At 69.4% G+C, this 22,750-nt stretch carries 26 protein-coding genes; 6 read left to right on the top strand and 20 right to left on the bottom strand.

Annotation, left to right across the window (positions count from 1 at the left end):
- Positions 1–72: 72 nt before the first annotated feature.
- On the top strand, positions 73–972 hold the full coding sequence (trhO, locus tag CLV54_RS01215; RefSeq protein WP_100343135.1) for an oxygen-dependent tRNA uridine(34) hydroxylase TrhO: 900 nt from the start codon (positions 73–75) through the stop codon (positions 970–972).
- Positions 973–1,065: 93 nt separating this feature from the next.
- Here trhO and CLV54_RS01220 read toward each other — a convergent pair whose 3' ends face one another.
- The 8 genes from CLV54_RS01220 to CLV54_RS01255 all read right to left on the bottom strand — a co-directional run bounded on the left by CLV54_RS01220 (position 1,066) and on the right by CLV54_RS01255 (position 9,056).
- Positions 1,066–1,950, bottom strand: a complete 885-nt coding sequence (locus CLV54_RS01220) for a ribokinase (RefSeq protein WP_100343136.1) — start codon at positions 1,948–1,950, stop codon at positions 1,066–1,068.
- 76 nt (positions 1,951–2,026) lie between these two features.
- Positions 2,027–2,770 carry a glutamine amidotransferase gene (locus CLV54_RS01225; RefSeq protein WP_100343610.1) on the bottom strand — a complete coding sequence of 248 codons (744 nt, stop codon included), beginning with the start codon at positions 2,768–2,770 and terminating at the stop codon, positions 2,027–2,029.
- Positions 2,771–2,784: 14 nt separating this feature from the next.
- Positions 2,785–3,609 (bottom strand): N-acyl homoserine lactonase family protein, encoded by an 825-nt coding sequence (locus tag CLV54_RS01230; protein ID WP_100343137.1) that lies wholly within the window; start codon positions 3,607–3,609, stop codon positions 2,785–2,787.
- A gap of 56 nt (positions 3,610–3,665) precedes the next feature.
- Positions 3,666–4,778, bottom strand: a complete 1,113-nt coding sequence (locus CLV54_RS01235) for an ABC transporter substrate-binding protein (protein WP_100343138.1) — start codon at positions 4,776–4,778, stop codon at positions 3,666–3,668.
- A gap of 81 nt (positions 4,779–4,859) precedes the next feature.
- Positions 4,860–5,657, bottom strand: a complete 798-nt coding sequence (locus tag CLV54_RS01240) for an ABC transporter permease (RefSeq protein WP_157802754.1) — start codon at positions 5,655–5,657, stop codon at positions 4,860–4,862.
- A 10-nt stretch (positions 5,658–5,667) separates the two neighbouring features.
- Positions 5,668–6,438: an ABC transporter ATP-binding protein gene (locus CLV54_RS01245; protein ID WP_100343140.1), complete on the bottom strand. Its 771-nt coding sequence runs from the start codon at positions 6,436–6,438 to the stop codon at positions 5,668–5,670.
- Positions 6,438–7,466 (bottom strand): LacI family DNA-binding transcriptional regulator, encoded by a 1,029-nt coding sequence (locus CLV54_RS01250; RefSeq protein WP_100343141.1) that lies wholly within the window; start codon positions 7,464–7,466, stop codon positions 6,438–6,440. The genes CLV54_RS01245 and CLV54_RS01250 overlap by 1 nt, the downstream gene beginning before the upstream one ends.
- Before the next feature lie 165 nt (positions 7,467–7,631).
- Positions 7,632–9,056 carry an LssY C-terminal domain-containing protein gene (locus CLV54_RS01255; protein WP_100343142.1) on the bottom strand — a complete coding sequence of 475 codons (1,425 nt, stop codon included), beginning with the start codon at positions 9,054–9,056 and terminating at the stop codon, positions 7,632–7,634.
- A gap of 263 nt (positions 9,057–9,319) precedes the next feature.
- Between CLV54_RS01255 and panD the strand changes: the two genes are divergently transcribed.
- The 5 genes from panD (at position 9,320) to CLV54_RS01280 (ending at position 13,402) form a co-directional block, all read left to right on the top strand.
- Positions 9,320–9,730: an aspartate 1-decarboxylase gene (gene panD, locus CLV54_RS01260; RefSeq protein WP_100343143.1), complete on the top strand. Its 411-nt coding sequence runs from the start codon at positions 9,320–9,322 to the stop codon at positions 9,728–9,730.
- 176 nt (positions 9,731–9,906) lie between these two features.
- Positions 9,907–10,809 carry an ABC transporter ATP-binding protein gene (locus CLV54_RS01265; RefSeq protein ID WP_100343144.1) on the top strand — a complete coding sequence of 301 codons (903 nt, stop codon included), beginning with the start codon at positions 9,907–9,909 and terminating at the stop codon, positions 10,807–10,809.
- The gene (locus CLV54_RS01270; protein WP_100343145.1) at positions 10,806–11,609 is read left to right on the top strand and encodes an ABC transporter permease; all 804 of its coding nucleotides are present in this window, start codon (positions 10,806–10,808) and stop codon (positions 11,607–11,609) included. Before CLV54_RS01265 ends, CLV54_RS01270 begins: the two co-directional genes overlap by 4 nt.
- A 288-nt stretch (positions 11,610–11,897) precedes the next feature.
- A complete protein-coding gene (locus CLV54_RS01275; protein ID WP_100343146.1) occupies positions 11,898–12,908 on the top strand; it encodes an MDR family oxidoreductase in 1,011 nt (336 codons plus the stop codon).
- 104 nt (positions 12,909–13,012) lie between these two features.
- Positions 13,013–13,402 (top strand): DUF1304 domain-containing protein, encoded by a 390-nt coding sequence (locus CLV54_RS01280; RefSeq protein WP_100343147.1) that lies wholly within the window; start codon positions 13,013–13,015, stop codon positions 13,400–13,402.
- 150 nt (positions 13,403–13,552) lie between these two features.
- Here the strand turns inward: CLV54_RS01280 and CLV54_RS01285 are convergent, their stop codons facing one another.
- From CLV54_RS01285 to CLV54_RS17855, 12 genes are all read right to left on the bottom strand, one after another.
- Positions 13,553–13,921, bottom strand: coding sequence for a DUF4190 domain-containing protein (locus CLV54_RS01285; protein WP_157802755.1), 369 nt, complete (start codon positions 13,919–13,921; stop codon positions 13,553–13,555).
- A gap of 33 nt (positions 13,922–13,954) precedes the next feature.
- A complete protein-coding gene (locus CLV54_RS01290) occupies positions 13,955–14,329 on the bottom strand; it encodes a hypothetical protein (protein WP_100343149.1) in 375 nt (124 codons plus the stop codon).
- A 73-nt stretch (positions 14,330–14,402) separates the two neighbouring features.
- A complete protein-coding gene (gene hemL, locus CLV54_RS01295; protein ID WP_100343611.1) occupies positions 14,403–15,839 on the bottom strand; it encodes a glutamate-1-semialdehyde 2,1-aminomutase in 1,437 nt (478 codons plus the stop codon).
- Positions 15,836–16,819: a porphobilinogen synthase gene (gene hemB, locus CLV54_RS01300; RefSeq protein ID WP_100343150.1), complete on the bottom strand. Its 984-nt coding sequence runs from the start codon at positions 16,817–16,819 to the stop codon at positions 15,836–15,838. The genes hemL and hemB overlap by 4 nt, the downstream gene beginning before the upstream one ends.
- A 247-nt stretch (positions 16,820–17,066) precedes the next feature.
- Positions 17,067–17,468: a DUF7144 family membrane protein gene (locus tag CLV54_RS01305; protein ID WP_100343151.1), complete on the bottom strand. Its 402-nt coding sequence runs from the start codon at positions 17,466–17,468 to the stop codon at positions 17,067–17,069.
- Positions 17,469–17,472: 4 nt separating this feature from the next.
- Positions 17,473–18,270, bottom strand: coding sequence for a uroporphyrinogen-III synthase (locus CLV54_RS01310; RefSeq protein ID WP_100343152.1), 798 nt, complete (start codon positions 18,268–18,270; stop codon positions 17,473–17,475).
- Positions 18,267–19,220: a hydroxymethylbilane synthase gene (gene hemC / locus CLV54_RS01315; protein ID WP_100343153.1), complete on the bottom strand. Its 954-nt coding sequence runs from the start codon at positions 19,218–19,220 to the stop codon at positions 18,267–18,269. The genes CLV54_RS01310 and hemC overlap by 4 nt, the downstream gene beginning before the upstream one ends.
- Before the next feature lie 22 nt (positions 19,221–19,242).
- A complete protein-coding gene (locus tag CLV54_RS01320; protein ID WP_100343154.1) occupies positions 19,243–20,442 on the bottom strand; it encodes a ferrochelatase in 1,200 nt (399 codons plus the stop codon).
- Positions 20,439–21,176, bottom strand: a complete 738-nt coding sequence (hemQ, locus tag CLV54_RS01325; RefSeq protein WP_100343155.1) for a hydrogen peroxide-dependent heme synthase — start codon at positions 21,174–21,176, stop codon at positions 20,439–20,441. Before hemQ ends, CLV54_RS01320 begins: the two co-directional genes overlap by 4 nt.
- Before the next feature lie 245 nt (positions 21,177–21,421).
- Positions 21,422–21,718: a DUF3618 domain-containing protein gene (locus tag CLV54_RS01330; RefSeq protein ID WP_100343156.1), complete on the bottom strand. Its 297-nt coding sequence runs from the start codon at positions 21,716–21,718 to the stop codon at positions 21,422–21,424.
- Positions 21,708–22,124 carry a phage holin family protein gene (locus CLV54_RS01335; RefSeq protein ID WP_100343157.1) on the bottom strand — a complete coding sequence of 139 codons (417 nt, stop codon included), beginning with the start codon at positions 22,122–22,124 and terminating at the stop codon, positions 21,708–21,710. The genes CLV54_RS01330 and CLV54_RS01335 overlap by 11 nt, the downstream gene beginning before the upstream one ends.
- Positions 22,125–22,153: 29 nt before the next feature.
- The gene (locus tag CLV54_RS17855; RefSeq protein WP_100343158.1) at positions 22,154–22,648 is read right to left on the bottom strand and encodes a hypothetical protein; all 495 of its coding nucleotides are present in this window, start codon (positions 22,646–22,648) and stop codon (positions 22,154–22,156) included.
- Positions 22,649–22,750: the final 102 nt, after the last annotated feature.

Raw genomic sequence — 22,750 nt, forward strand, 5'->3', positions numbered from 1 at the left:
AGGCCATCGCCAAAGCCACCGCCGCCACCACCACCGTGGAAGCGCCCACGGAGCGGTATCTACACTTGTCTGGTGTCCATCCCGAAGATCCTGCTGTTCTACGTCTTCACACCGCTGCCCGATCCGGAGGCCGTCCGCCTGTGGCAGCGCGACCTCTGCGAGGGCCTCGGGCTGCGCGGCCGCATCCTCATCTCGGTCGACGGCATCAACGCGACCGTCGGCGGCGACCTGCCGGCCGTGAAGCGCTACGTGCGCAAGCTGCGCGACTTCGCCCCCTTCGCGAACGTCGACGTCAAGTGGAGCGAGGGCACGGGCCTCGACGAGCAGGGGCTCAGTCTCGACTTCCCGCGCCTGAGCGTCAAGGTGCGCGACGAGATCGTGAGCTTCGGGGCACCGGGAGAGCTGCGAGTGGACGCCGCGGGCGTCGTCGGCGGAGGCACGACGCTCGCCCCCGCACAGCTGCACGAGCTCGTCGCCGAGCGTGGCGACGACGTCGTGTTCTTCGACGGCCGCAATGCGTTCGAGGCGCAGATCGGCCGCTTCCGCGGCGCGGTGGTTCCGGATGTCGCGACCACCCGCGAGTTCGTCGCCGAGCTCGACAGCGGCAAGTACGACCATCTCAAGGGCAAGCCCGTCGTGACCTACTGCACGGGCGGCATCCGCTGCGAGGTGCTCTCCTCGCTCATGACGAGCCGTGGCTTCGGCGAGGTGTACCAGCTCGAGGGCGGGATCGTGCGCTACGGCGAGACGTTCGGCGACGAAGGGCTCTGGGAGGGCTCGCTCTACGTCTTCGACAAGCGGATGAGCCTCGACTTCGGCCCGCAGCCCCGGGTGATCGGCCGCTGCGCCGAGTGCGGCACGGCGACGAAACGCATGGAGAACTGCAGCGACCCGTCCTGCCGCGAACAGCTCGTCGTGTGCGAGGAGTGCGCGCCGGTGCTCTGCGAGGGGCACGCGGCGACCGCTCCCTGAGCCGCACCTCGTTCCCGAAGTTCGTCGACGAGCCCACGATTCGCGGCGCCCGTCGACGAGCTCGGGGAACGAACGCGGGCGCTCAGCCGGCCGTCAGCGCAGCTCGCGCGGGGTGGCCACCGCCAGCGCAGCCTGCTCATTCGCAAGCCTCGCGGCCTCGACCACCGTGCTGCCACTGGCAAGGTGGGCGGCGAGCGCACCCGCGAACTCGTCCCCGGCCCCCGTGGTGTCGACGGGCGCGACGGGAAGACCCGAGATGGACTCCACGACGCCACCCTCGGCCACACAGGCCCCGCGGCTGCCTGCCGTGACCACTGCGGAGACGCAGTGACGGCCGAGCAAGGCCGCGAGCTCGGCCGTCGTTCCGGGCACGGCTGTGCCCGACAGCTCCGACAGCTCCGACAGCACCGCCGCCGCCTCGCTCTCGTTGACGATGAGAGGGTCGCAGAGCGCGAGCAGCCTGCGCGGCAGAGCGCGCACCGGGCTCGGGTTGAGTACGAACCGAGCCCCGGTCCCTGCTGCCCAGTCCGCGGCGACGATCACGACGTCGAGGGGGACCTCGAGTTGAGCCAGCACCACGGCGGGCACGTCGCCGCTGAGGGCGTCGTGCACGCGGGCGGCTCCGAGAGTTGAATTGGCGAGAGCCATCACGACGATGCTGTTCTCGCCGTCAGGAGTGACCTCGATGAAGGCACGGCCGCTCGGAACGGAGCTGCGGGTGATCCGATGGACCTCGACCCCGCGTGCACGCAGCGTGGAGAGGAGCATCGTGCCCGCGTCGTCCTTCCCTAGCTGCGCGACGAGGATCGCCCGGCCGTGCCTTGCGGCGGCGATCGCCTGGTTCGCCCCCTTGCCGCCGCACACCTCGGAGTACGAGGAGCCCAAAACGGTCTCCCCCGGCCTCGGCCTGCGCTCGAGCGACAGCACGATGTCGAGATTCGCCGAGCCGACGACGGCCACGCTGCCCGTTCTCCGCATGGTCACACGACCCCTCTCACCGACGACAACGGGTGGCCGGCCGCGCCGAGGCGACGACCGGCCACCCTCCTCCCGCTCAGCCGGCGACCCAGGTCGACAGCCCGCGCCACAATGGTGCGTAGCCCGCCCACTCCATGAACGGCGGAGGAGCCCAGTGCGGGGACATGTCGGAGGTGAAGACCCCCGTGCGCCCCCTGCCGTACTCGCGGACGGCGATCAGGGGATCGCCGTTCACCTCGGCGAGGAGGATCGCCCCCTCGCGCGGCTTCGTGCGGTTGTAGCCGAGAAGCTGCGGCCACTCGTCGCCGACCCCGCCGAGCGCCGCGTGCGCGGCATCCCGTACGACGATCACCGCGCCCTCCGGATGCTCGGAACGATCGTCGGTGAGCAGGGTCTCCACCGGCAGGATGTCGTTCAGCGGGCTGTTCGCGTAGTTCGCCTTCGCATCGACCCCTGAGAACGAGAGGTAGCCGCCCACCATCAGCAGGCCTCCGCCCCTCTCGACGTACTCACGGATGAGCTCCAGCCGATTGGGCTCGGAGGCCGAACGGCCGAAGACGGCCCGGGTGAGCAGGAAGGTGTTCGCGCCGACGTCGCTGATGACCACGAGGTCGTACTCCAGCAGCGCCGTGAGGTCGGCGGGGAAGCGGCTCTCGATCGTGTGGGAGGGAAGGTGGGTGACCTCCCAGCCGTCGCTCTCGAGGGCGGCGCGGAACTCCTGGCCTCCCTCGACGTACTCCGTCGTGGTGAAGCTGTCGAAACCCTTCTGATGGATCATGTGAGTCATCCAGGACTCACCGAGCAGCAGTGCCTTTTTCACGTGTTTCTCGCCCTTCAACCGATCGTGCCGGTGGGATACAGCTCGCGGAATTTCCAGTCGTGCTCCGGAATGATGATGTCCGCCTCGCGGTGCAGCCGGTCGTAGCCCCTCATAAGATCGGGAAGATCCCAGAAGGAGCCCATCGGCCAGTTCAGTTCGAGGTTCTTGTAGTTGTACATGACGTCACTCGTGAGGCAGACGGTTCCGGCATCCGTCTTCACCATGACGACCATGCAGCCGGGCGTATGACCGCCGATCTTCACCAGACGCACAACCTCGTCGATCTCGTGGTCACCGTCGATGACCTGCAGGCGATCGGCGACCGCGTCGATCTTGTACGAGTACTCGGGGTAGTAGAACATGCAGAAGTTCGGGGGTTCGATCGCCTGCGGGAGCTCGTCCTTCTGTACGATGAAGGTCGCGTTGGGGAAGAGCTCGTTGTTGCCCACATGGTCGAAGTGCAGATGGGTGAGCACGACGATGTCGACATCCTCCGGTTTCACGCCATGAGCGGCAAGACCTGCCACCAGATCCTGGTCGGCACTCCGCGATGCCACGAAGTCGACGCCGTACCGGCTCTGCATCTCCGACACCTCATCGATGTCGCCGAGGCCCGTGTCGATGAGTATCGTCTTCTCCGTCCCCTCGATGAGCCACACGGGCACGGGAACCATGACCCCTTCGGTCACCGTCCCATCCCTGCGCGCGATGTCGTCGCGGAACCCGAAGGGCAGCCGGTGTTCGTGCGGGACATCGGGATGGGCACCCGAGTTCAGCAGCGACACCGCGAGCGAGCTCTCGAGCTCTCCCGTGACGATGTGATGGATCTTGACGCTCATGGCGTTCTCCCTCTTTTTTCCTGTTCGTTCTCAGCCGCCATCGATCCTGCGGCGGATCAGTAGTCCGTCTCGTCGGCGCCGTACTCGGCCACGTACGCGTCCCACACCGACTGCATGAGGAAGTTGTCGGCTGCGGGAACCTCCGCCGGGATGGCGTCGGTGTCGACGAGATAGCTGTTGTCGCTATCCCACGTGGTCTTCCAGAAGGCGACACCGTCGTCGGCGAGGATCATGTCGCTCGCCTGCTGGGCGTTGCCGGCGTAGAGCTCGATGTTCTGCCAGTAGCTCTTGAAGCCGTCGAGGGTGAGGCCCGCGGCCGTCTCCTCGTTCAGACGATCGGTGATCGTGGTTCCGCAGGCATCCGTCTCCGCGTCGCAGTAACGGATGATGCGATGCATTACGTTGATGAACGCGAGCAGGGCATCCTGGTCGTCCTCCACGAACGCGCGCTTCGTGACGATGCCGTTGATGGGCGGTGCAGCGAGGTCGGGTCCGGACAGACCGACGAGCATGCCCTCCTCGAGCGCCTTCGCGCGCTGCGGTACGCCGCCGAGGTAGGCATCACCGGTTCCGGAGAGGAACGCGGCAAGGCCGGCATCCGGGTCCATGTCGACGAAGGTGACGTCGGACTCGCTCATGCCCACCGAGGCGAGGGCGTCGTTGATCTGCTTGCCCATGTCCGTCGACAGCGTCGTGACGATGGTCTTGCCCGCGAGCGCCTCGATGGCCTGGGTTCGGGCCTCCTCATGGTCGGCCGCCGTCTTGTCGAGCTCGTCGACCGTCTCGAGTCCGCCGTCGGGCCGGATCATCAGCGCCGAGCCCTCCGTGAACGGATTCAGGCCGTAGGCGTAGACGACGTCCGGGTCGGCGTTGGCGACGCCGACGACGCCCGTGGTGTTGTTGATGGCGAGATCGACGTCGCCGGAGATCACCGCAGGCATCACGGAGTTCCAGGCCAGCGACTTGAGTTCGACGTCGAGACCGGCTTCTTCGAACCAGCCCTTCTCCTCGCCGATGATCGGCAGGTAGGTGTCCTGGAACGGTGAGATACCGACGGTGAGCGTGGTGAGGCCGTCCGAGTTCTCGCCCGAGGCTCCGCCGGTGCTGCAGCCGGTCAGGACGGCGAGCAGGGCGGCCGCGGGGATGACCGCGTATTTCGCGTGCTTCATGGTGTTCCTTTCACATCCGAATGTCGGGCCGTCCACCGGTGCGGGAGGACGGGTGCTGCGTTTGGAGTGGGTATCTGGGCGTCATCTGTTGCTCGACCATCGGGTCACGTAGGCGCTGAGGCGCGAGATGAGCAGATCGAGGAGCACGGCCATGACGGCGATGACGACGGTGCCGAGCAGCACGACGCTCGTGTTCAGGGTGCGGCTCGCCTGCATGATGAGCCGCCCGATACCGGCGTCTGCACCTTGGAACTCGGCTGCGACGACCACGGCGAAGGCGAGGGCGGATCCGATGCGGAAGCCCGAGAGGATCTCGGGGACGATCGCCGGGAAGACCACGGAGCGATAGATCGCGCCACTGCCTGCGCCGAGCGAGCGAGCGGCCTGCACGTAGACGGGTGGGACGTTCGTCACGGCCACCGTCGTGTTGACGACCATGACCATAAAGCACGCAAGCGCGCCGAGGAAGATCTTGCCGCTGTCGCCGATGCCGAACCAGAGAATGACGAAGGGGATGAGGGCGACGGGCGGCACGGGGCGCACGGCCTCGATGATCGGCGTGAGCGCGTACATGAGCCATCTGCTGCGCGCCATCAGGAGACCGACGAGCACACCCAGCGCGGAGCCGACGATCCACGAGACGAGCACGCGCACGAGCGTCGCGCCGGCGTCCTGCAGCAGACGGACATTGAGCGTCGTCACCCCTTGCCACAGGGATTCGGGGGAGGGAAAGAACAGCTGCTTGATCGTCTCCGTGCCGGTCGTGAGCACCCACCAGAGCACGAGCAGCACGACGATGACGCCGACGCTCACCGCAGGACCCCAGTTCGTCGTGCGGCGACGGGGCGCGGCGGCGTCACGGGCGGCCGATACCGGCACGGAACGGATACTAGGCTGCGTCATTGTGCACCTCCCGGAGCGAGTGGGCGATCTCCATACGGAGCTTCTGGAAGGCCGGGTCGGCCCGCAGATCGAGGCTGCGATCCCTTCCGAACGGCACCTCGACGACGCTGTGGACGCGTGCAGGACGCGGCGTCATCACGATCACCCGATCACCGAGGAAAAGCGCCTCCTCGATGTCGTGGGTGACGAAGATGATCGTCTTCGGCTCGGCGTCGGCGACCTTCTTGAGGGCGAGCCACATGGTCTCCTTGGTGAAGAGGTCGAGAGCTCCGAACGGCTCGTCGAGCAAGAGCACGTCGGGGTCGCTCGCGTAGGCCCTCGCGAGATCGACGCGTTTGCGCATACCCCCCGAGAGCTCCTTCGGATAGGCCGACGCGAACTCGGCGAGACCGACGAGGTCGAGGAAGCGCTCGACCCGCTCGACGCGGACGCGCGACGGCCTGCCTTGGACCTTGGGCCCGAACGCGACGTTGTCGCGCACGCTCAGCCAGGGGAAGACGGCATCCGACTGGAAGACGACCGCGCGCTGTGCGGACGGTCCCGTCACGCTTTCGCCGTCGACCTCGATCCGTCCCGAGCTCGGAAGCATAAAGCCCGCGATGAGGTTGAGGAGGGTCGTCTTGCCGCAGCCGCTGGGACCCACGACGCAGACGGTCTCCTTGTCGGCGATCGCGAGGTCGGTGTCGTTGAGTGCGACCGTGGTCTTCCTGGAGGTCTCGAATCTCTTGGAGACCTGCGAGACGGTGATCTGTCCCATCAGTTTCCTGCTCTCTCGATGTCGGGGCGGAGAGGGCCGCTCGATTGGCGGGTGACGAGGGCGACCGGCAGCACCTCGCGGCTTCCCGTGAGCACACCGGAGGACTCCAGTCCACGGATGAGGATCTCAGTCGCCGTCGCCCCGAGGGTGAGAACGTCCTGCCGCACCGTGGTGAGCGCCGGGTAGCTGTGACGCGCCGCCGCGATGTCGTCGAAGCCCACGACGGAGACGTCGCCGGGAACGGCGATGTCATGCGCGCGCAACTGATTGACGACGCCGAGGGCCATCATGTCGTTGACGGCGAACACGGCCGTCAGCTCGCCGCTGCGAAGGCGATCGATGAAGGGCAGGATCGCCTCGCGGCCGCCCTCTTCGGTGAATCCGCCGCTGGTGACGACGGGACCGTCCCCTCCGCCGTCGCTCCACGCGGCACCGAACCCCTCGACTCGAAGGCCGCTGCTGACGAGTTCGTCGTTGGCGCCGAGCACAAGCGCCTTGCTGTGGCCAAGGCCCAGGAGGTGCTCGGCCGCCAGGCGTCCGCCTGCGGCGTTATCGGAGACGACGGCCGCGGCCTGGGAGCCTGGGATGTCTTCGTCGACAAGCACCAGCGGCATGTCGCCGAGCAGGCTCGCGAGCTCGGAGTTGCTGGGGGGCGAGCCCGCCGCATAGATGATGCCGTCGGCGGCGCGTGATCGGATCATCTCGAGGTAGAGCACCTCACGGGCGTGGTCGAAGCCGGTTGTGCAGAGGATGACGTTGTAGCCGTGTTCGATCGCGGTCTGCTCGACGCCTTTGGCGAGGTCGGCGAAGAACCCGTTGCCGATGTCGGGGACGATGAGGGCGACGATGCGCGTTGTGCCGAGGGCCAGGTTCTGAGCGGATCGGCTGGGCGCGTATCCAAGGCTGCGCATAGCCTCCTCGACGCGTTCGCGCAACCGCGGGCTCACCTTCCGCTTGCCGCTGAGTGTGTGCGAAACGGTGGTCGGGCTCACTCCGGCGTGAGCAGCCACATCGGCGATGGAGACCATACGACCTTCTTCCTGTCAGGCGGCGCTCGCCGGCTGAGTATTTCCAAAGCGCTTTGGCAAAGCGCTTTGGAAACAATTTAGGCATCCAGGGGCTGCAACGCAATTTGCGGGCGGTACCCGAAATCAGAAGTTAACAAACGGATGTCGCGAGATCACCCTCCGCGCTCACGGCACGCGGTCGCGAGGGGGCTGCGTGCGGCGGGCGTACCGCCGTGCCATGGTGCTCGAGAGCGCGAGCACCACGAGGATCTCGAGGGCGACGCCGATGAGGTTGGTGCGCAGGCTGATCTGCGGGCCGCCGTCGGCGAAGTCGATCCAGGCGACGATGATGTCGATCGAGCTCAGCACCATCGCGGCGATGCGCGCCCAGTTCTGGCCGAGGAACACGAGGAACACGAGCACCGCGTAGAGCAGCACGCCGAGCCCGAAGACGGCCACGACGATCCACAGCACGAGATTGGCGACGGTCGGCTCGCTGCCGATCGACTGCCCGTCGACGTCGACGAGAACCGAGGTCGCGTGGGCGTCCCAGTTGAGGAACACGAGCGCGAGCGTCACGACCCCGTAGAGCACACGCAGGCTCATGAGCACGACGCCGAGGGTCGTCTGCACCGGGCGCTTCATACGGGCGTCGGGGGTCAGGATGTCGCGCGCCACCGTCTCCTGCGCGAGCACCCGTACGGGTGCGCCGCCCGCACCTGCCGCGTCGGCCTCGGGGGTCGGCTCGATCGCCCGCAGATCGACGATCGGCAGGTCGCCGTCGGTCTGGATCGTGTCGCCCCCGCCGTTGCGGGCGTGGTAGCCGGCGGAGAAGTCCTCGATGACGCTCACGGAGGTCGCGGCATCCGCCTTCTCGAGCGTCTCGAGGATGTGGTCGCGCTCGACGTCGGTGTCGGCGTCGATCTTGTGCGTGATCTGCAGGGTGAACAGCGAGAAGCCGACGGCACGGTCGTAGGTGCCCGCCGCGAGCCAGTCGACCGCGACGCCGCCGGGCAGCTTCCAGCCCTCCGGGCATTTCCAGAAGCGCACGTGGTGGCGTTTGGCGGGGTTGCCGAGCACCTCCTGCTGGTAGGCGAAGCTCTGCTTCTGGTTGAAGAGGTAGAGCGGGCTCACGGGCGCCTCGTCGTAGCTGCGGCGCAGGATCGTGGAGGTGATGATGCGCCAGCTGCTTCCGAGGGTCACGTCGTCGGCGCGCACCCAGCCGGCCGCGGCCATCGCGGTGTGCAGCTGCTGCTCGCTGCCGTTGAGCGCGATGTTGACGGGGTCGCCGAGCAGCCCGTCGCTCGTGCGCGTGCGCCCCATGAAGTAGTCGGGCACGTAAAGGGTCGTCAGGATGCGGTGCAGGCGCGGCAGCACGAGGTAGGCGAGCACGACCCAGAAGATGACGACGAGCCAGACCTGGTTCCAGCCGAGGCTGAAGCTGTCGCCGAGCAGCAGCACGGCGAGCCAGATGGCTGCGACCCCGCCGAAGACGAAGAAGACGTTGTCGAGGATGGCGTTGACCGAGAACCGGCGCCGGGGCAGGGGCGGCTTCACCTTGCCGCGTCGCCGCCGGGGCACGCGCGGGACCTCCGTGACCCTCCAGGACATGGGCCCATGCTAGCGGCGCGGCCGCACGCGCGTCGGTACCGGGCTGCGCTCGCACCGGATGAAATCCTCCCGCCATCGGCCGAGCCCGCTCACAACGACGGAGATCCACTCACAACAACGACGGAGATATCGTCGAAACCGGGCCCATAAGGCCGGTTTGCGGCCTCCTCGGCGTGAATCTCCGTCGTTGCGAGTCGGAGCAGCGGCTTGGCAAGACCTGGGCTACGCCGCCTCGAGGCACCGGGCGGAGTTACAGTGGCAGGATGCTGCGAACGCTCCTCTCCGCGAAGATCCACCGTGCCACCGTCACCCACGCCGACCTGAACTACGTGGGCTCGGTCACGATCGACCGCGAGCTGCTCGACGCCGCCGACATCCTGCCCGGGGAGAAGGTCTCGATCGTCGACGTCACGAACGGCGCCCGGCTCGAGACCTACACGATCGCCGGCGAGGGCGGCAGCGGGGTCATCGGCATCAACGGCGCCGCAGCGCACCTCGTGCACGTGGGCGACATCGTGATCGTGATGGCCTACGGCCTGCTCGACACGCTCGAGGCCGACGAGTTCGTACCGCGGATCGTGCACGTCGACGCGGGCAACCGGGTGATCGCGCTCGGGCACGACGCCGCAGAACCGCCGTCGGAGGGGCTCTCGCGGCCCGCATTCGCCGAGTAGAGGCGCGGGGCAGGAGGCGCGGGCAGCTGCGAGTTCATCGTCCGGCGTCGGATGCCTGCCGTCCGTCTCGCATCATCCGGCCGCTTTTCTCTGCATCTCGCCACTCGCCGCAAGAAACCTGGAGTTCACCTGGGTACTGACCCTAGGCTGGGGGTGCTGCTACCGAGAGGACACTGATGCCCACCGGTGTGACCATCGAGGTCTCCGACCTCACCAAGACCTTCGGCCATGTCGACGCGGTCTCCGAGCTGAGCTTCACGGTCGAGCCCGGCCGCGTGACCGGCTTCCTCGGCCCGAACGGCGCCGGCAAGACCACCACGCTGCGCATGCTGCTCGGCCTCGTGCGCCCGAGCTCGGGCACCGCGACCTTCGCCGGCACGCCCTACGCCCGGCTCGAGTCGCCCCTGCAGACGGTGGGAGCGGCGCTCGAGGCCGCGAGCTTCCACCCCGGCCGCTCCGCCCGCGACCACCTCCGCGTCTACGCCCTGGCCGCCGGCATCGACGGCGCGCGGGTTCCCACGGTGTTGCAGACCGTCGGGCTCAGCCCCTACGCCGACCGGCGGGTGGGCGGTTACTCGCTCGGCATGCGCCAGCGGCTCGGCCTCGCCTTCGCCCTCCTCGGCGATCCCGGCGTGCTCGTGCTCGACGAGCCCATCAACGGCCTCGACCCCGAGGGCATCAAGTGGATCCGCACCTTCCTGCGGCAGCTGGCCGACGAGGGCCGCACGGTGCTCGTGAGCTCCCACCTCCTCTCCGAGGTGCAGCAGAGCGTCGACGAGGTCATCATCATCGCGAAGGGCTCGCTCGTGCACCGTGGCGACCTCGCGAGCCTCGACACGAGCGACACTCAGAGGGTCGTCGTCGACTCCCCCGACCGGCCGGCCCTCGCGGCGGCGCTCGAGGCGGGCGGGCTCGTCTTCGAGACGGTGCGCAGCGGCCTGCTCGTGCGCTCGGCCGAACCGGCGGAGATCGGCCACGTGGCCTTCCTCGCGGGTGTGGAGCTGAGCGCCCTGCACCGGCAGAAATCAGGACTCGAAGAGTCGTTCCTCGCGCTCGTGAGCGGAGGTGACTCGCTGTGAACGCCTTCGCACGCGCCGTCGGCGCCGAGTTCCTCAAGATCTTCTCCACCCGGCTCTGGTGGGTGCTCGGGCTCATCCTGTTCGGCTACGTGGGCCTGTGTGCGGCGGGCGCAGCGGCGCTCTTCGGCACGATCCCCGCGAACGGCGAGGCCGCGGGCGTCTTCGGCTCGCTGCCGCCCCTCGTCTACAGCTTCGCGACCTCGATCGGCTACGTCTTCCCCGTGCTCTTCGGCGCGCTCGCGACGACGGGCGAGTTCCGCCACCAGACACTCACCCCCACCTTCCTCGCGAGCCCGCTCCGCGGGCAGGTGCTCGCCGCCAAATGCGTCTCGGTGGCCGCCGTCGGCGCGGTCTACGCGATCGTCGCGCTCGTGGCGTCCGTGGGTCTCGGAGCGCTCGTGCTCGGCCTCACGGGCATCGACCCGCAGCTCGGCGACCCCGCCATCTGGGCGCAGCTCGGCCGCTCGGTGCTCGCGATGCTGCTCTGGGCCTTCATCGGCGTGGGCCTCGGCGCCCTCATCCCCAGCCAGGTCGGCGCGATCGTCGTGGTGCTCGCCTTCACGCAGTTCGTCGAGCCGCTGCTGCGCCTCGCCTCGGGCATCGCCGACTGGACGGCCCAGGTCGGCAAGTTCCTGCCCGGCGCGGCGAGCGACGCCCTCGTCGGCGCGAGCTTCTTCACGGTGGCCTCCCCGGCATCCGCCCTGCTCGAGTGGTGGCAGGGGGCGCTCGTGCTCTTCGCGATCGGGCTCGTCGCGACCGTCATCGGCTTCTTCACGAGCTGGCGCCGCGACGTCAGCTGAGCTCCTGCCGCCTCCCCTCCCCTGCACACCCGCACTCACCGCCTGTTGCACTCACCGCCTGTTGCACTCAAAACGACGGAGATTCAGCCGGAATTGAGCACTTTGGGCCGCAAAACCGCCGAATAGGGCCAAAACTCCGTCGTTTTGAGTCGAGCTCCGTCGTTTGAGTCGAGCTGCGTCGTTTTGAGTAGGGCTGCGGGGATGTGTGGGCTGCACGGGGCGGGCTGCGGGCTGCGGGCTGCGGGCTGCGGGAAGGATCGGCCGGGCGTGCGCGCGTAGGGTGGGACGATGACCCGTGCCATCGTGATCGAGAGAAGATCCGAGCGAGCGGATGCCGCGACATCCGTCGAGCCCATCGCGAAGCTGCTCGACGTCGACGACGAGTTCCTGGGCGCCGGCCCCGTGCGGGTCGCCGTCGAGTTCTCGAGCGTCAACTACAAAGACGCCCTCGCGATCATGGGCCGCCCCGGGGTCGCCCGCACCTGGCCGCTCATCGCGGGGATCGACCTCGTCGGCACGGTCGAGTCCTCGTCCGACGAGCGCTGGACGCCCGGTGACCGGGTCGTGCTCAACGGAGCGGGCCTCGGGGAGTCCCGACACGGCGGGCTCGCCGAGCGGGCTCACGTCGACGGCGGCTCCCTCGTCGCGATCCCGGGCGAGCTGAGCTCCGAACGGGCGGCCGCGATCGGCACGGCCGGTTTCACGGCCATGCTCTCGGTGCTCGCCCTCGAGCGCCAGGGCGTGCTGCCGGGCAGCGGCGAGGTGCTCGTGACGGGCGCGGCGGGCGGGGTGGGCTCGGTCGCGATCGCGCTCCTGGCGAAACTGGGTTACACGGTTACCGCATCGACCGGCCGCGTCGAGCAGCAGTCCGGCTATCTGCTCGGCCTCGGAGCCGCCCACATTCTCGACCGCCACGAGCTGAGCGAGCCCGGCAAGCCCCTGCAGAGCCAGCGCTGGGCGGGCGCGATCGACGCCGTCGGCAGCCACACCCTCGCGAACGTGCTCGCACAGACGAACTACGGCGGCACGGTCACCGCCTGCGGGCTCGCGCAGGGCGCCGACCTCCCCGCGAGCATGGCGCCGTTCATCCTGCGCGGGGTGACGCTCGCCGGTGTCAACTCCGTCGAGGCGTCGCTCGAGCTGCGGCAGCGGGCCTGGAGCCGGCTCGCCGACGACCTCGACCCGGCCCTGCTCGACGGCATGACGAGCGTCATCCCCCTCGAGGGCGTCTTCGACCGGGCGCGCGAGGTGCTCGACGGCTCCGTTCGCGGGCGCACGGTCGTCTCGCTGCGCGCCTGAGAAGAGGCACCGGCGGAGGATCCCGCCCATCGACACGGAGGCGCCGGCATCCGAGTCGCGCGCGTTTGCACCGATTCGGGCGGCTGCGGCAATAGGCTGACCGCATGATCATCCTCGCGACCGTCGTGGTCACACTCGCAGCCGTCATCCACGTGGCCATCTTCGCCATGGAGAGCATCTCGTGGGCGAAGCCGTCGGTCTGGAAGCGCTTCGGCGTGAAGAGCCAGGCGCAGGCCGACACCGTGCGCCCCATGGCCTACAACCAGGGCTTCTACAACCTCTTCCTCGCCATCGGGGCCTTCATCGGCGTCATCCTCGTGGGCGCCGGCGCGCACGAGGCGGGCGGCGCGCTCGTGATCTTCACGGTCGGCAGCATGCTCGCGGCATCCATCGTGCTCATCACGAGCGGCAGGGGCTACATCCGGGCCGCGCTCATCCAGGGCACCGTGCCGCTCATCGCCCTCGTGCTGTTCATCATCAGCCTCGTCTCGTAACGAGGCGTGACGGCGCGACGCCTCAGCGCGCGACGTCGCGCGAGACCCCGCGACGGGCCCGCCGGGCGAGACATCGTGCGGGGCCCCACCAGAGCGGGGCCCCGCACGAGCATCAGGCGAGCGGATGCCGCGGCTGCGGCATCCGGGTCCCTACATGTTGCAGGTGATCATCACTCCGTTGACGAGGTGCTCGCCGTTGCCGAGCTCGGCGCACTGCGAGAGCACCGCGCCCGCGGCGACGGCCACGACGATGATCACGATGATCGTGACGATCAGCGCGAGCGACGAGATGATGATGCCGGCGAGGGCGAAGCCGTTCGACTGGCCCGCCTTGCGCGACTGCACCATCGCGATGATGCTCAAGACGAGCCCGACGATCGAGACGAAGAACGAGAGGATGAACCCCACGATGCCGAGCGTCTTGCCCGGGTTCTGCGGTGCCGCCGGCGCATAGTTGGGCGGTGGCACGGGTGCCCCCGCGGGTGGAACCTGACCTGGTGTGCCGTTGTAGTCACTCATGGCACAACCTTAGCGTTAGCTGAAAGCGTGGGGCTAGAGGTTGACGCGAGTGGCGTCGGGTCCGTCCATCTTCAGCGAGGTCGCGAGCTGGCTCGCGTGCGAGGTCGTGACGATGAGGCGGTCGAACGCCTCGCCCTCGAGATCGATGACGACACCCTGGCGCTTGCCCTTGATCACGAGGAAGTCCTTGCCGCCGTGGAATTTCCAGGTGCCGACCGCGAGCGTGAGCGGGATGGCGGCGCCGGGCGCGCGGATGCCGCGAATCCAGATCCACGGATCATCGGTGATGGTGACCGAGCGGATCGAGTCGCGGCGCACCACGACGTCTTCGCGGCGCAGCGCCAGCGTCTTCTCCGCACGGGTCAGCTGGATCTCGAGCCTGTCCGGGTGAACGCGTAGGGAAGCCATACGACTAGTCTGCCTGCCGCAACTGCGGAAACCGCCTGTGGCTACCTCACAATGCCGTAACGGCTCGTTGTCGCTACGGGCGAGCGGATGCCGCGGCCCGCGCCGCGGCGGGCGCGGCCTCCACGATCCGCCCGATCGCCGCATCGTCGTGGGCCGCCGTCACGAACCAGGCCTCGAAGACGGAGGGCGGCAGCGAGACCCCGGCGTCGAGCATCGCGTGGAAGAACGGCGGGTAGCGGTAGGCCTCCTGGCGCTGCACCTCGGCGTAGTCGAGCGGAGCCGTGGCCGCGGCATCCTGCCCGAAGACGAAGCTGAAGAGGCTGCCCGCGCGCTGCACCCGGTGGGCGACGCCCTCTGCGTCGAGGGCGTCCGAGACCGCGGCCGAGACGGTCTCCGCCGCCTGGTCGAGTCGCGCGTAGACGGCGGCGTCGGCGGTGCGCAGGGTCGCGAGGCCCGCGGCGACGGCGACCGGATTGCCCGAGAGCGTGCCCGCCTGGTACACGGGGCCGAGCGGTGCGAGCAGGTCCATGATCGCGGCGCGGCCGCCGATCGCGGCGACGGGCATCCCGCCGCCGATGACCTTGCCGAAGGTGAAGAGGTCGGGCGCGGGGTCGCTCGCCTCGAGCCCCCACCAGCCGGCCGGGCCGACGCGGAAGCCCGTGAGCACCTCGTCGAGGATCAGCAGCGCGCCGTGCTCGTGGGCGATGCGCGCGAGCTCGGCGTTGAAACCGGGCAGCGGGGCGAGCACACCCATGTTCGCGGCGGCCGCCTCGGCGATGACCGCGGCGATGTTCCCGCCGTGCTCGGCGAAGGCCGCGCGCACCGCGTCGAGGTCGTTGTAGGGCAGCACGAGGGTCTGCGCGGCGGTCGCGACGGTCACGCCCGACGACGCGGGCATCGCGAGCGTCGCGAGCCCCGAGCCGGCCTCGGCCAGGAGCCCGTCGGAGTGGCCGTGGTAGTGGCCGGCGAACTTCACGATGAGCTCACGGCCGGTGGCCCCGCGCGCCAGGCGGATCGCCGTCATGGTCGCCTCCGTGCCCGTCGAGACGAGACGCAGGCGTTCGACCGGGCTCCGGCCGCCCGCCGTCACGCGCGCCGTCACGAGCTCGGCGAGCTCGGTCTCGGCCGGGGTGGACGCGCCGAACGAGAGACCGCGTGCCGCGGCATCCTGCACCGCCTGCACGACCTGGGGGTGGGCGTGACCGAGGATGGCCGGGCCCCAGGAGGCGACGAGGTCGACGTACTCGACGCCGTCCGCGTCCGTCACATACGGCCCGCGGGCGGAGACGAGGAAGCGCGGGGTGCCGCCTACAGAGCGGAAGGCCCGCACGGGAGAGTTGACCCCGCCCGGGATGACCCGGCGGGCGCGGTCGAAGAGATCGTCGCTGGCGTGCCCTGCGTCGCCGGCGCGCCCTGCGTGGCCGGTATGACCTGCACGGCCTGCGTGACCGCCGCCCGGGCCCGCGCTCTGAGCAGCGGATGCCGCGCCCGTCGTCTGCGGATCGCTCATCGTGCGCCCCACCACCCGGCCAGCTCGACGGCCCAGTAGCTCAGGATCGCGTCGGCCCCCGCGCGGCGGATGCTCAGCACCGACTCCTCCACGGCCCGGCGCCGGTCGATCCAGCCGTGCGCGGCGGCGGCCTCGATCATGGCGTACTCGCCCGAGACCTGGTACGCCCAGACCGGCACCTCGCTCACCTCGGCGACCTTCGCGAGCACATCGAGGTAGCTCATGGCCGGCTTGACCATCACGACGTCGGCGCCCTCGGCGATGTCGAGAAGCGCCTCGCGCACGCCCTCCCGCGCGTTGCCGGGGTCGAGCTGGTAGCTGCGGCGGTCGCCCTCGAGCTGCGACTCGACGGCCTCGCGGAACGGGCCGTAGAAGCTCGAGGCGTACTTCGCCGAGTAGGCGAGGATGCTCGTGTCGAGGAAGCCGTGGCCGTCGAGCGCCTCGCGCACGGCGGCGACCTGGCCGTCCATCATGCCGCTGAGGCCGAGCATGTGCGCGCCGGCCGCGGCCTGGGCGATCGCCATCTCCTGGTAGCGCACGAGGGTCGCGTCGTTGTCGACCCGGCCGAGCGGGTCGAGCACACCGCAGTGGCCGTGGTCGGTGAACTCGTCGAGGCACAGGTCGGTCTGCACGACGAGCGCGTCGCCGACCTCCTCGGCCACGGCGGTGGTCGCGACGTTGAGGATGCCGTTCGGGTCGCTCGCCGCCGAGCCGATCGCATCCCGTGTCTCCGGGATGCCGAAGAGCATGATGCCGCCCACGCCGGCCTCCGCCGCCCCGGCCGCCGCGCGCTTGAGGCTGTCGATCGAGTGGTGCACGACGCCGGGCATCGAGAGGATGGGCGTCGGGGCGAGGTTGCCTTCGCGCACGAACGCCGGCAGCACGAGCTGCGAGGCGCTCACGTGCGACTCGGCGGTCAGGCGGCGCATGGCGGCGTTCGTTCGAAGACGACGCGGGCGGATGGCGGGGCCGGAAGTCATGGCCTCCAGCCTACGCTCGCGCCGGCGCCGCGCCATCCGCTCGCCTGCCGTGCCCCGTCCTCCTCACTGCCCTCCTCAAACTGCCTTACTCAGACTGCCTTACTCAAACTGCCCTACTCAAAACGACGGAGATTCGGGCAAAAACGCACGTTTTCCGGCCGAAAAGGGCATCTGAGCCCACAATCTCCGTCGTTTTGAGTAGGGCAGTTTGAGGAAGGCAGTGAGGACGAGGGGCGAGAGGAGCGGCTCAGCGGCGGAAGAAGGCGTTCGCGCGAGCCGTGTACAGCAGGATGATGATCAGCAGCGCCAGGAGGCCGGTCACGAGCGACGACACGAACTGACCGGGGGCGAAGAGGATGCCGAGCACGGCGCCGGCGAGCGCGAGCGCCTGCACGATCGTCACGAGCACCCGGGCGACCTGGCTGCCGCCCAGCAGACCGCGGGCGACGAGCACGATGACGAGGCCGAGCACGATGCTGACGATACCGGCCGTGATGACCCCGGTCGTGCCGCCGAACTGCGCGAGGAGCTCGACGTTCGACTGCTGGAAGAGCATCACGACGCCGATGACGATGTTGAGGGCCCCGGAGATCCAGGTCAGTACGGCGACGAGGGTGACCCCGCCGGGGCGGGCGGCTGCAGCGTTCACGGAACTACTCCTCGCTCGACGCGCGACCACCGTTGATCGCGACCAGGACGACCGACTCGATGAGGGCATCGGCCGAACGTTCCGCTGCGATCGTATCGACGCGCAGGCCCGCGGCACGCGCATCCTTCGCCGTCTGCGGCCCGATGCACGCGACGAGCGTCGTCTCCGGCACGGGGCCGAGCTGCAGCTGCACCTGCTGCGCCACGCTTCCCGAGGTCACGAGGATCGCGTGCACCCTGCCCTCGGCCACGTCGGAGACGACGCGCTCATCGACGGCGACGCCGACCGTGCGGTAGGCGACGACCGAGTGCACGTCGTGCCCGATCCGGCGCAGGCCCTCGGTGAGGAGGGGCTTGGCGATCTCCGAACGGAGGGTGAGGACCCGCAGCGGGATGACGCCCTTCGTCGCGTCGGTCCACTCCTCGAGCAGACCGCGGGCCGAGTTCTCCTCGGAGGGCACGAGGTCGACGGGGTAGCCGGCCGCCGCGAGGGCCGCGGCCGTGGTCTCGCCGACGGCGGCGACGCGGGTGGTGGGCGGGATGACGGCGTTCTGAGACGAGAGCACGTCGACGGTCGTCGCGCTCGTGAGCGTGACCCAGTCGAAGGCGCCGGCCGCGAGCTGGGTGAGGGCGGCGTCGAGGGCGGGCGCGTCATCCGTGGGGGCGAAGTTGATCATGGGGGCGACGATCGGCGATGCGCCTTTCGCGCGCAGAGCCGCGGCCACCCTGTCGCCCCAGGGCCCGCCGCGTGGCACGAGCACCTTCCAGCCGGTCAGGGGCTTCGACTCGGATGCAACGGTCACGTCGTCCCTCCCAATGGTGCGAGTCCGGCGGCCCCCGCGGCCAGCAGCTCCGCGACGACACGACGGGACGTGTCACCGGCGGCCTCCGCCAGATGAGCAATCGACTTCGATTCGAGATGAGCTGCATGAGAGCTCGTGAGCGACTCCGTGCCATCGGGCCGGAACACCGTCGCTGTGAGAAAGAATAGTTCGTCTTCGACGAGCGCGCTTGCCGCAACGGGCGCCGCACAGCCGGCTTCCAGCCCCGCGAGCACCAGCCGCTCGGCCGTGGCCGTGGCGTGGGATGTCGCGTGGTCGACGGCCTGCAGAGCGCGGGTGACGAGACCGGGGGTTCCGCTGCTGCGCACCTCGAGGGCGAGCGCGCCCTGCCCCGGCGCCGTCGGCCAGTCGCCGATGGGGAAGAACTCGGTGACGGCATCCTCCAGGCCGAGGCGGCTGAGGCCGGCGGCCGCGAGCACCACGGCGTCGAGTGCGCCCTCCGCGACCATCCGCAGGCGCGTGTCGACGTTGCCGCGCACCTCGCGCACCGACAGGTCGGGGCGGCGGGCCAGCAGCTGCGCGACCCGGCGCGGCGACCCCGTGCCCACCGTCGCCCCCTCCGGCAGGGTGTCGAGGGTCAGGCCGTCGCGCGCGCAGAGTGCGTCGCGCGCGTCCGCCCGCTTCGGGATCGCGGCCACGGTGAGCCCCTCGTAGGGCGCCGTCGGCAGGTCTTTGAGGGAGTGCACAACGAGGTCGCAGCGGCCGTCGCGCAACGCCTCGCGCAGGGCGCCCGCGAAGACGCCGGTTCCGCCGAGGCTCGCGAGCGACTCCGTCGAGGTGTCGCCGTGGGTCGTGATCGTGACGAGCTCGACGGGAACACGCGCGGACGCGGCCAGACGATCCGCGATCGCCTGGGTCTGGGCCACGGCGAGGGCGCTGCCCCGCGTGCCGATCCGCAGCGTGTCAGTCATACGAGCCTTTCCGTCACTCCGGTCACGGCGCGATCCCCGCGAGTGCGGGCTTGAAGCCGAGACGCACGTTCTCACAGCAGCCCGGGCGGCACACGTCGTACCAGGGCCCGAGGGAGGTCACCGCCGGGCGCTCGTCGACGGGAACGCCGTCGCGACGCTCCAGCACGAGGTCGACGAGCCCCGCGACATAGGCCTTGTGCACCCCGGGGGTCGGAACGCGGATGGCGAGGATGTCGTTCTCCCCGGCCGTCTCCATCGCCTCGTTGTCGAGATCCCACTTCACCTCCATGTGGTCGCTCACGAAGCCGAGGGGAACGATCACGACCGCGCGGACGCCGCGCGACGGCAGCTCGCCGATCACGTCGTTGATGTCGGGCTCCAGCCACGGCATGCTGGGCGGCCCGCTGCGGGACTGGTAGACGAGCTCCCACGGGATGCCGCCGGTCTCCTTCGGCACGGCGCCGCCGAGCTCCTGGGATGCCTCGTGCATGACCACCTCGGCGACCGCGAGGTGCTGGGCGGCGTAGGCCCCGCCCTCGCCGAAGCCGCGTTCGGCCGGGCCCGACTTCGCGGCATCCGTCGACGGGATGGAGTGCGTCGTGAAGAGCACCTGCACCTCGGTCGTGAGGTCGATGCCGGGCAGCTGCGACTGCACCTCGACGAGCCCGTCGCGCACGCCCTCGATGAAGGGCTGCACGAAGCCGGGGTGATCGAAGAACTGGCGCACCTTGTCGATCGCGATCTCGCCCTCGAGACCGGTCTCCTCGAGCGCGATCGCGAAGTCCTCGCGGTACTGGCGGCAGCTCGAGTACGAGGAGTACGCGCTCGTGGCGATCGCGATGAGCTTCGTGTAGCCCGCCTCGTGGGCCTCGGTGAGCGCGTCGCGCAGGTACGGATCCCAGTTGCGGTTGCCCCACAGCACGGGCAGGTCGATGCCGCGGGCGGCGATCTCGGCCTCGAGCGCGGCCTTGAGCTCGCGGTTCTGGTCGTTGATGGGGCTCACGCCGCCGAAGGCCCGGTAGTGGTGGGCGACCTCCTCGAGACGCTCCTCGGGGATGCCGCGTCCGCGCGTGACGTTGCGCAGGAACGGGATGACGTCGTCCTGCCCCTCCGGGCCGCCGAAGCTCGCGAGCAGGATCGCGTCGTAGGCGACCGGCTCGGTGACGAAGGGGGCGCCGGATGCCGCGGCATCCGTTGCTCCGGGCACGATCCGCGCGCTCACTGAAGCACCTCCGGCAGCTCGGCCGGTTCGATCCGTCTGCCCGTGAAGAACGGGACCTCCTCGCGCACGTGCCGGCGGGCCTCGGTCACCCGCAGCTCGCGCATGAGGTCGACGAGGTCGACGAGCTCATCGGATTCGAGCGGCAGGATCCACTCGTAGTCGCCGAGCGCGAACGAGGCGACGGTGTTCGCGATGACCGAGCGGAACGCTGCGCCCTTGCGGCCGTGGTCGGCGAGCATCGCGCTGCGCTCGGCCTCGGGCAGCAGGTACCACTCGTACGACCGCACGAAGGGGTAGACCGTGAGCCAGGCGCGCGGTTCGACGCCACGCAGGAAGCCGGGCACGTGGCTCTTGTTGAACTCGGCGTCGCGGTGCACGCCCATCGCGTTCCAGGTCGGCAGCAGCCACTGCAGCAGCATGGTGCGGCGCAGCTGGCGCAGCGCGAACTGCAGGGTCTCGGCGACCGGGCCGTGCAGCCAGATCATGAGGTCGGCGTCGGCCCGCAGGCCCGAGACGTCGTAGAAGCCGCGCACGGTCACGCCCTCGGCCTCGATCGACGCGACGGTCTCGGCGAGCTGGTCGACGACCTGGGGAACCTCGCGATTGTCGAGCCGTAGCGGCCGAGCCGGGTCACGGCGCAGAACGGCCCACAGGGTGAAACCCGCGGGCTGTGGTGCTTCGGATGGGGTGTCGCTTGCGTTGGCCACTGCCTCACCGGCAGTCGGGTAAGTCATATCAACCATGCTAGACCGCTATGCAAATCGAGCTGCCTGCGGCCCCATCCCCGCCTGCCCGCCCGCATACCTGCCTGCCTGCCCGCCCGCCCGCCCGCTCAAATCTCCTGCCCGGCTACTCAAAACGACGGACATTTCGGGCTCACGTGCTGTTTCCTGGCGAAAAACGCGTGTTTTCGCCTGAATCTCCGTCGTTTTGAGTACCGGGACGGGGAGGGAGAGGGAAGGGGAGGTGAGGGGCGACGCTACTTGCGGATGGTGCGGATGCCGAGGAAGACCCCGGCGCCGAGACCCGCCACGACGACCGCGGCGACGCCGACGAGAGCCGCGGGGTTCTCGTCGCGCAGCTTCCGCAGCCGCGACTTCAGCCGGCGGCCGGCCCGCTTGGCCTGTTTGGGCAGGTTGAGCTTGTACTCGATGGCGTCGAGGGTCTCGGCGAGCTGCTGCCGGGCCGACTCGATGTCGGCCTTGAGCTCGGCGGGTGTGCGGGTTCGTGGGCGGTCCGCGGCATCCGCGGGGGTGTACCCGGTCTCAGTGGTCATACTTTCCCACTCCCTTGAGCGCGTGGACGTCGGCCTTGATGCTGTCGATCGACTCGTTCGGGATCGGCACGCCCTTCTTGAGCCAGCGCACGCCGAGCGCGACGAGGATGCCGGCGAGCACGAGCAGCGCGGCCGCGACGATGAGCGCGGCGAGCCACGGCGGAAGCGCCACCGCGATGCCGAGCACCGCGGCGGCCACGAGGGTCGCGAGCGCGAAGAAGGCGAGCAGCGCCGCGACGAGCAGCATGCCTATGCCGATTCCGGCATGTGCGAGCTTGCGGGTCATCTCGGCCTTGAGCTGCTCGAGCTCGGCCTTGACCAGGGTGACGAGCAGAGCCGGGATCTCACCGATGAGGGTGAAGATCGACTTCTTGTTCTTGGGGGTGAAACCTTCGTCGTAGCTCACGGGAGCCTCCGTCCTCGACGTCGTCTGCGTCAGTTGTCTGAGGTCTCGCCGGTCGTCGCCGAGCCCGTGTCGGACGCGGCCGCCGGCTTCTTCGCGGTCGACGCCTTCGTGCTCGACGCCTTCGCCCCGGTGGTCTTGGGCGCGGGCTTGCTCGCAGCGGGCTTGGCGGCCGTGGTCTTCGTGGCACCAGCCGGGCTCGAGGAACCCGCCCTCGACGTCGACGCCGAGGGCTTGATGGGCGCCTTGGGCGGGGTCGTGCGCCTGGCGGGAGCCGAGGTCTCGCCCGGTCGCCCGGTCAGCACCTGGGCGAAAGCCTTCTTGGTGCCGTCGAGCAGAGCCGCGGGCAACTCGCTCACGCGGTCGAGCGCGAAGTCCTGAGCCTGCTTGACACCCCTCTGCACGGGAGGCGCATTCCAGACCTTGGATGCCGCGGCGGCGATCTGCTCGTAACGCTTGCGCCCGGCGCGCGCACCGAGCACGTAGCCCACCGCCGCTCCCGCGACGAAGAGAAGCTTGCCCTTCATGGGAACCCCATTTCCATTGCCGACCGTCTTCGTCCTCCAGCGTAGTCCTCGGGCACCGTGCTCAGGGAAGACGTGCACGATATCCACGGCCAGGGCCGCGAT

The sequence above is a fragment of the Compostimonas suwonensis genome (genome assembly GCF_002797855.1).
GTDB lineage: Bacteria > Actinomycetota > Actinomycetes > Actinomycetales > Microbacteriaceae > Compostimonas > Compostimonas suwonensis.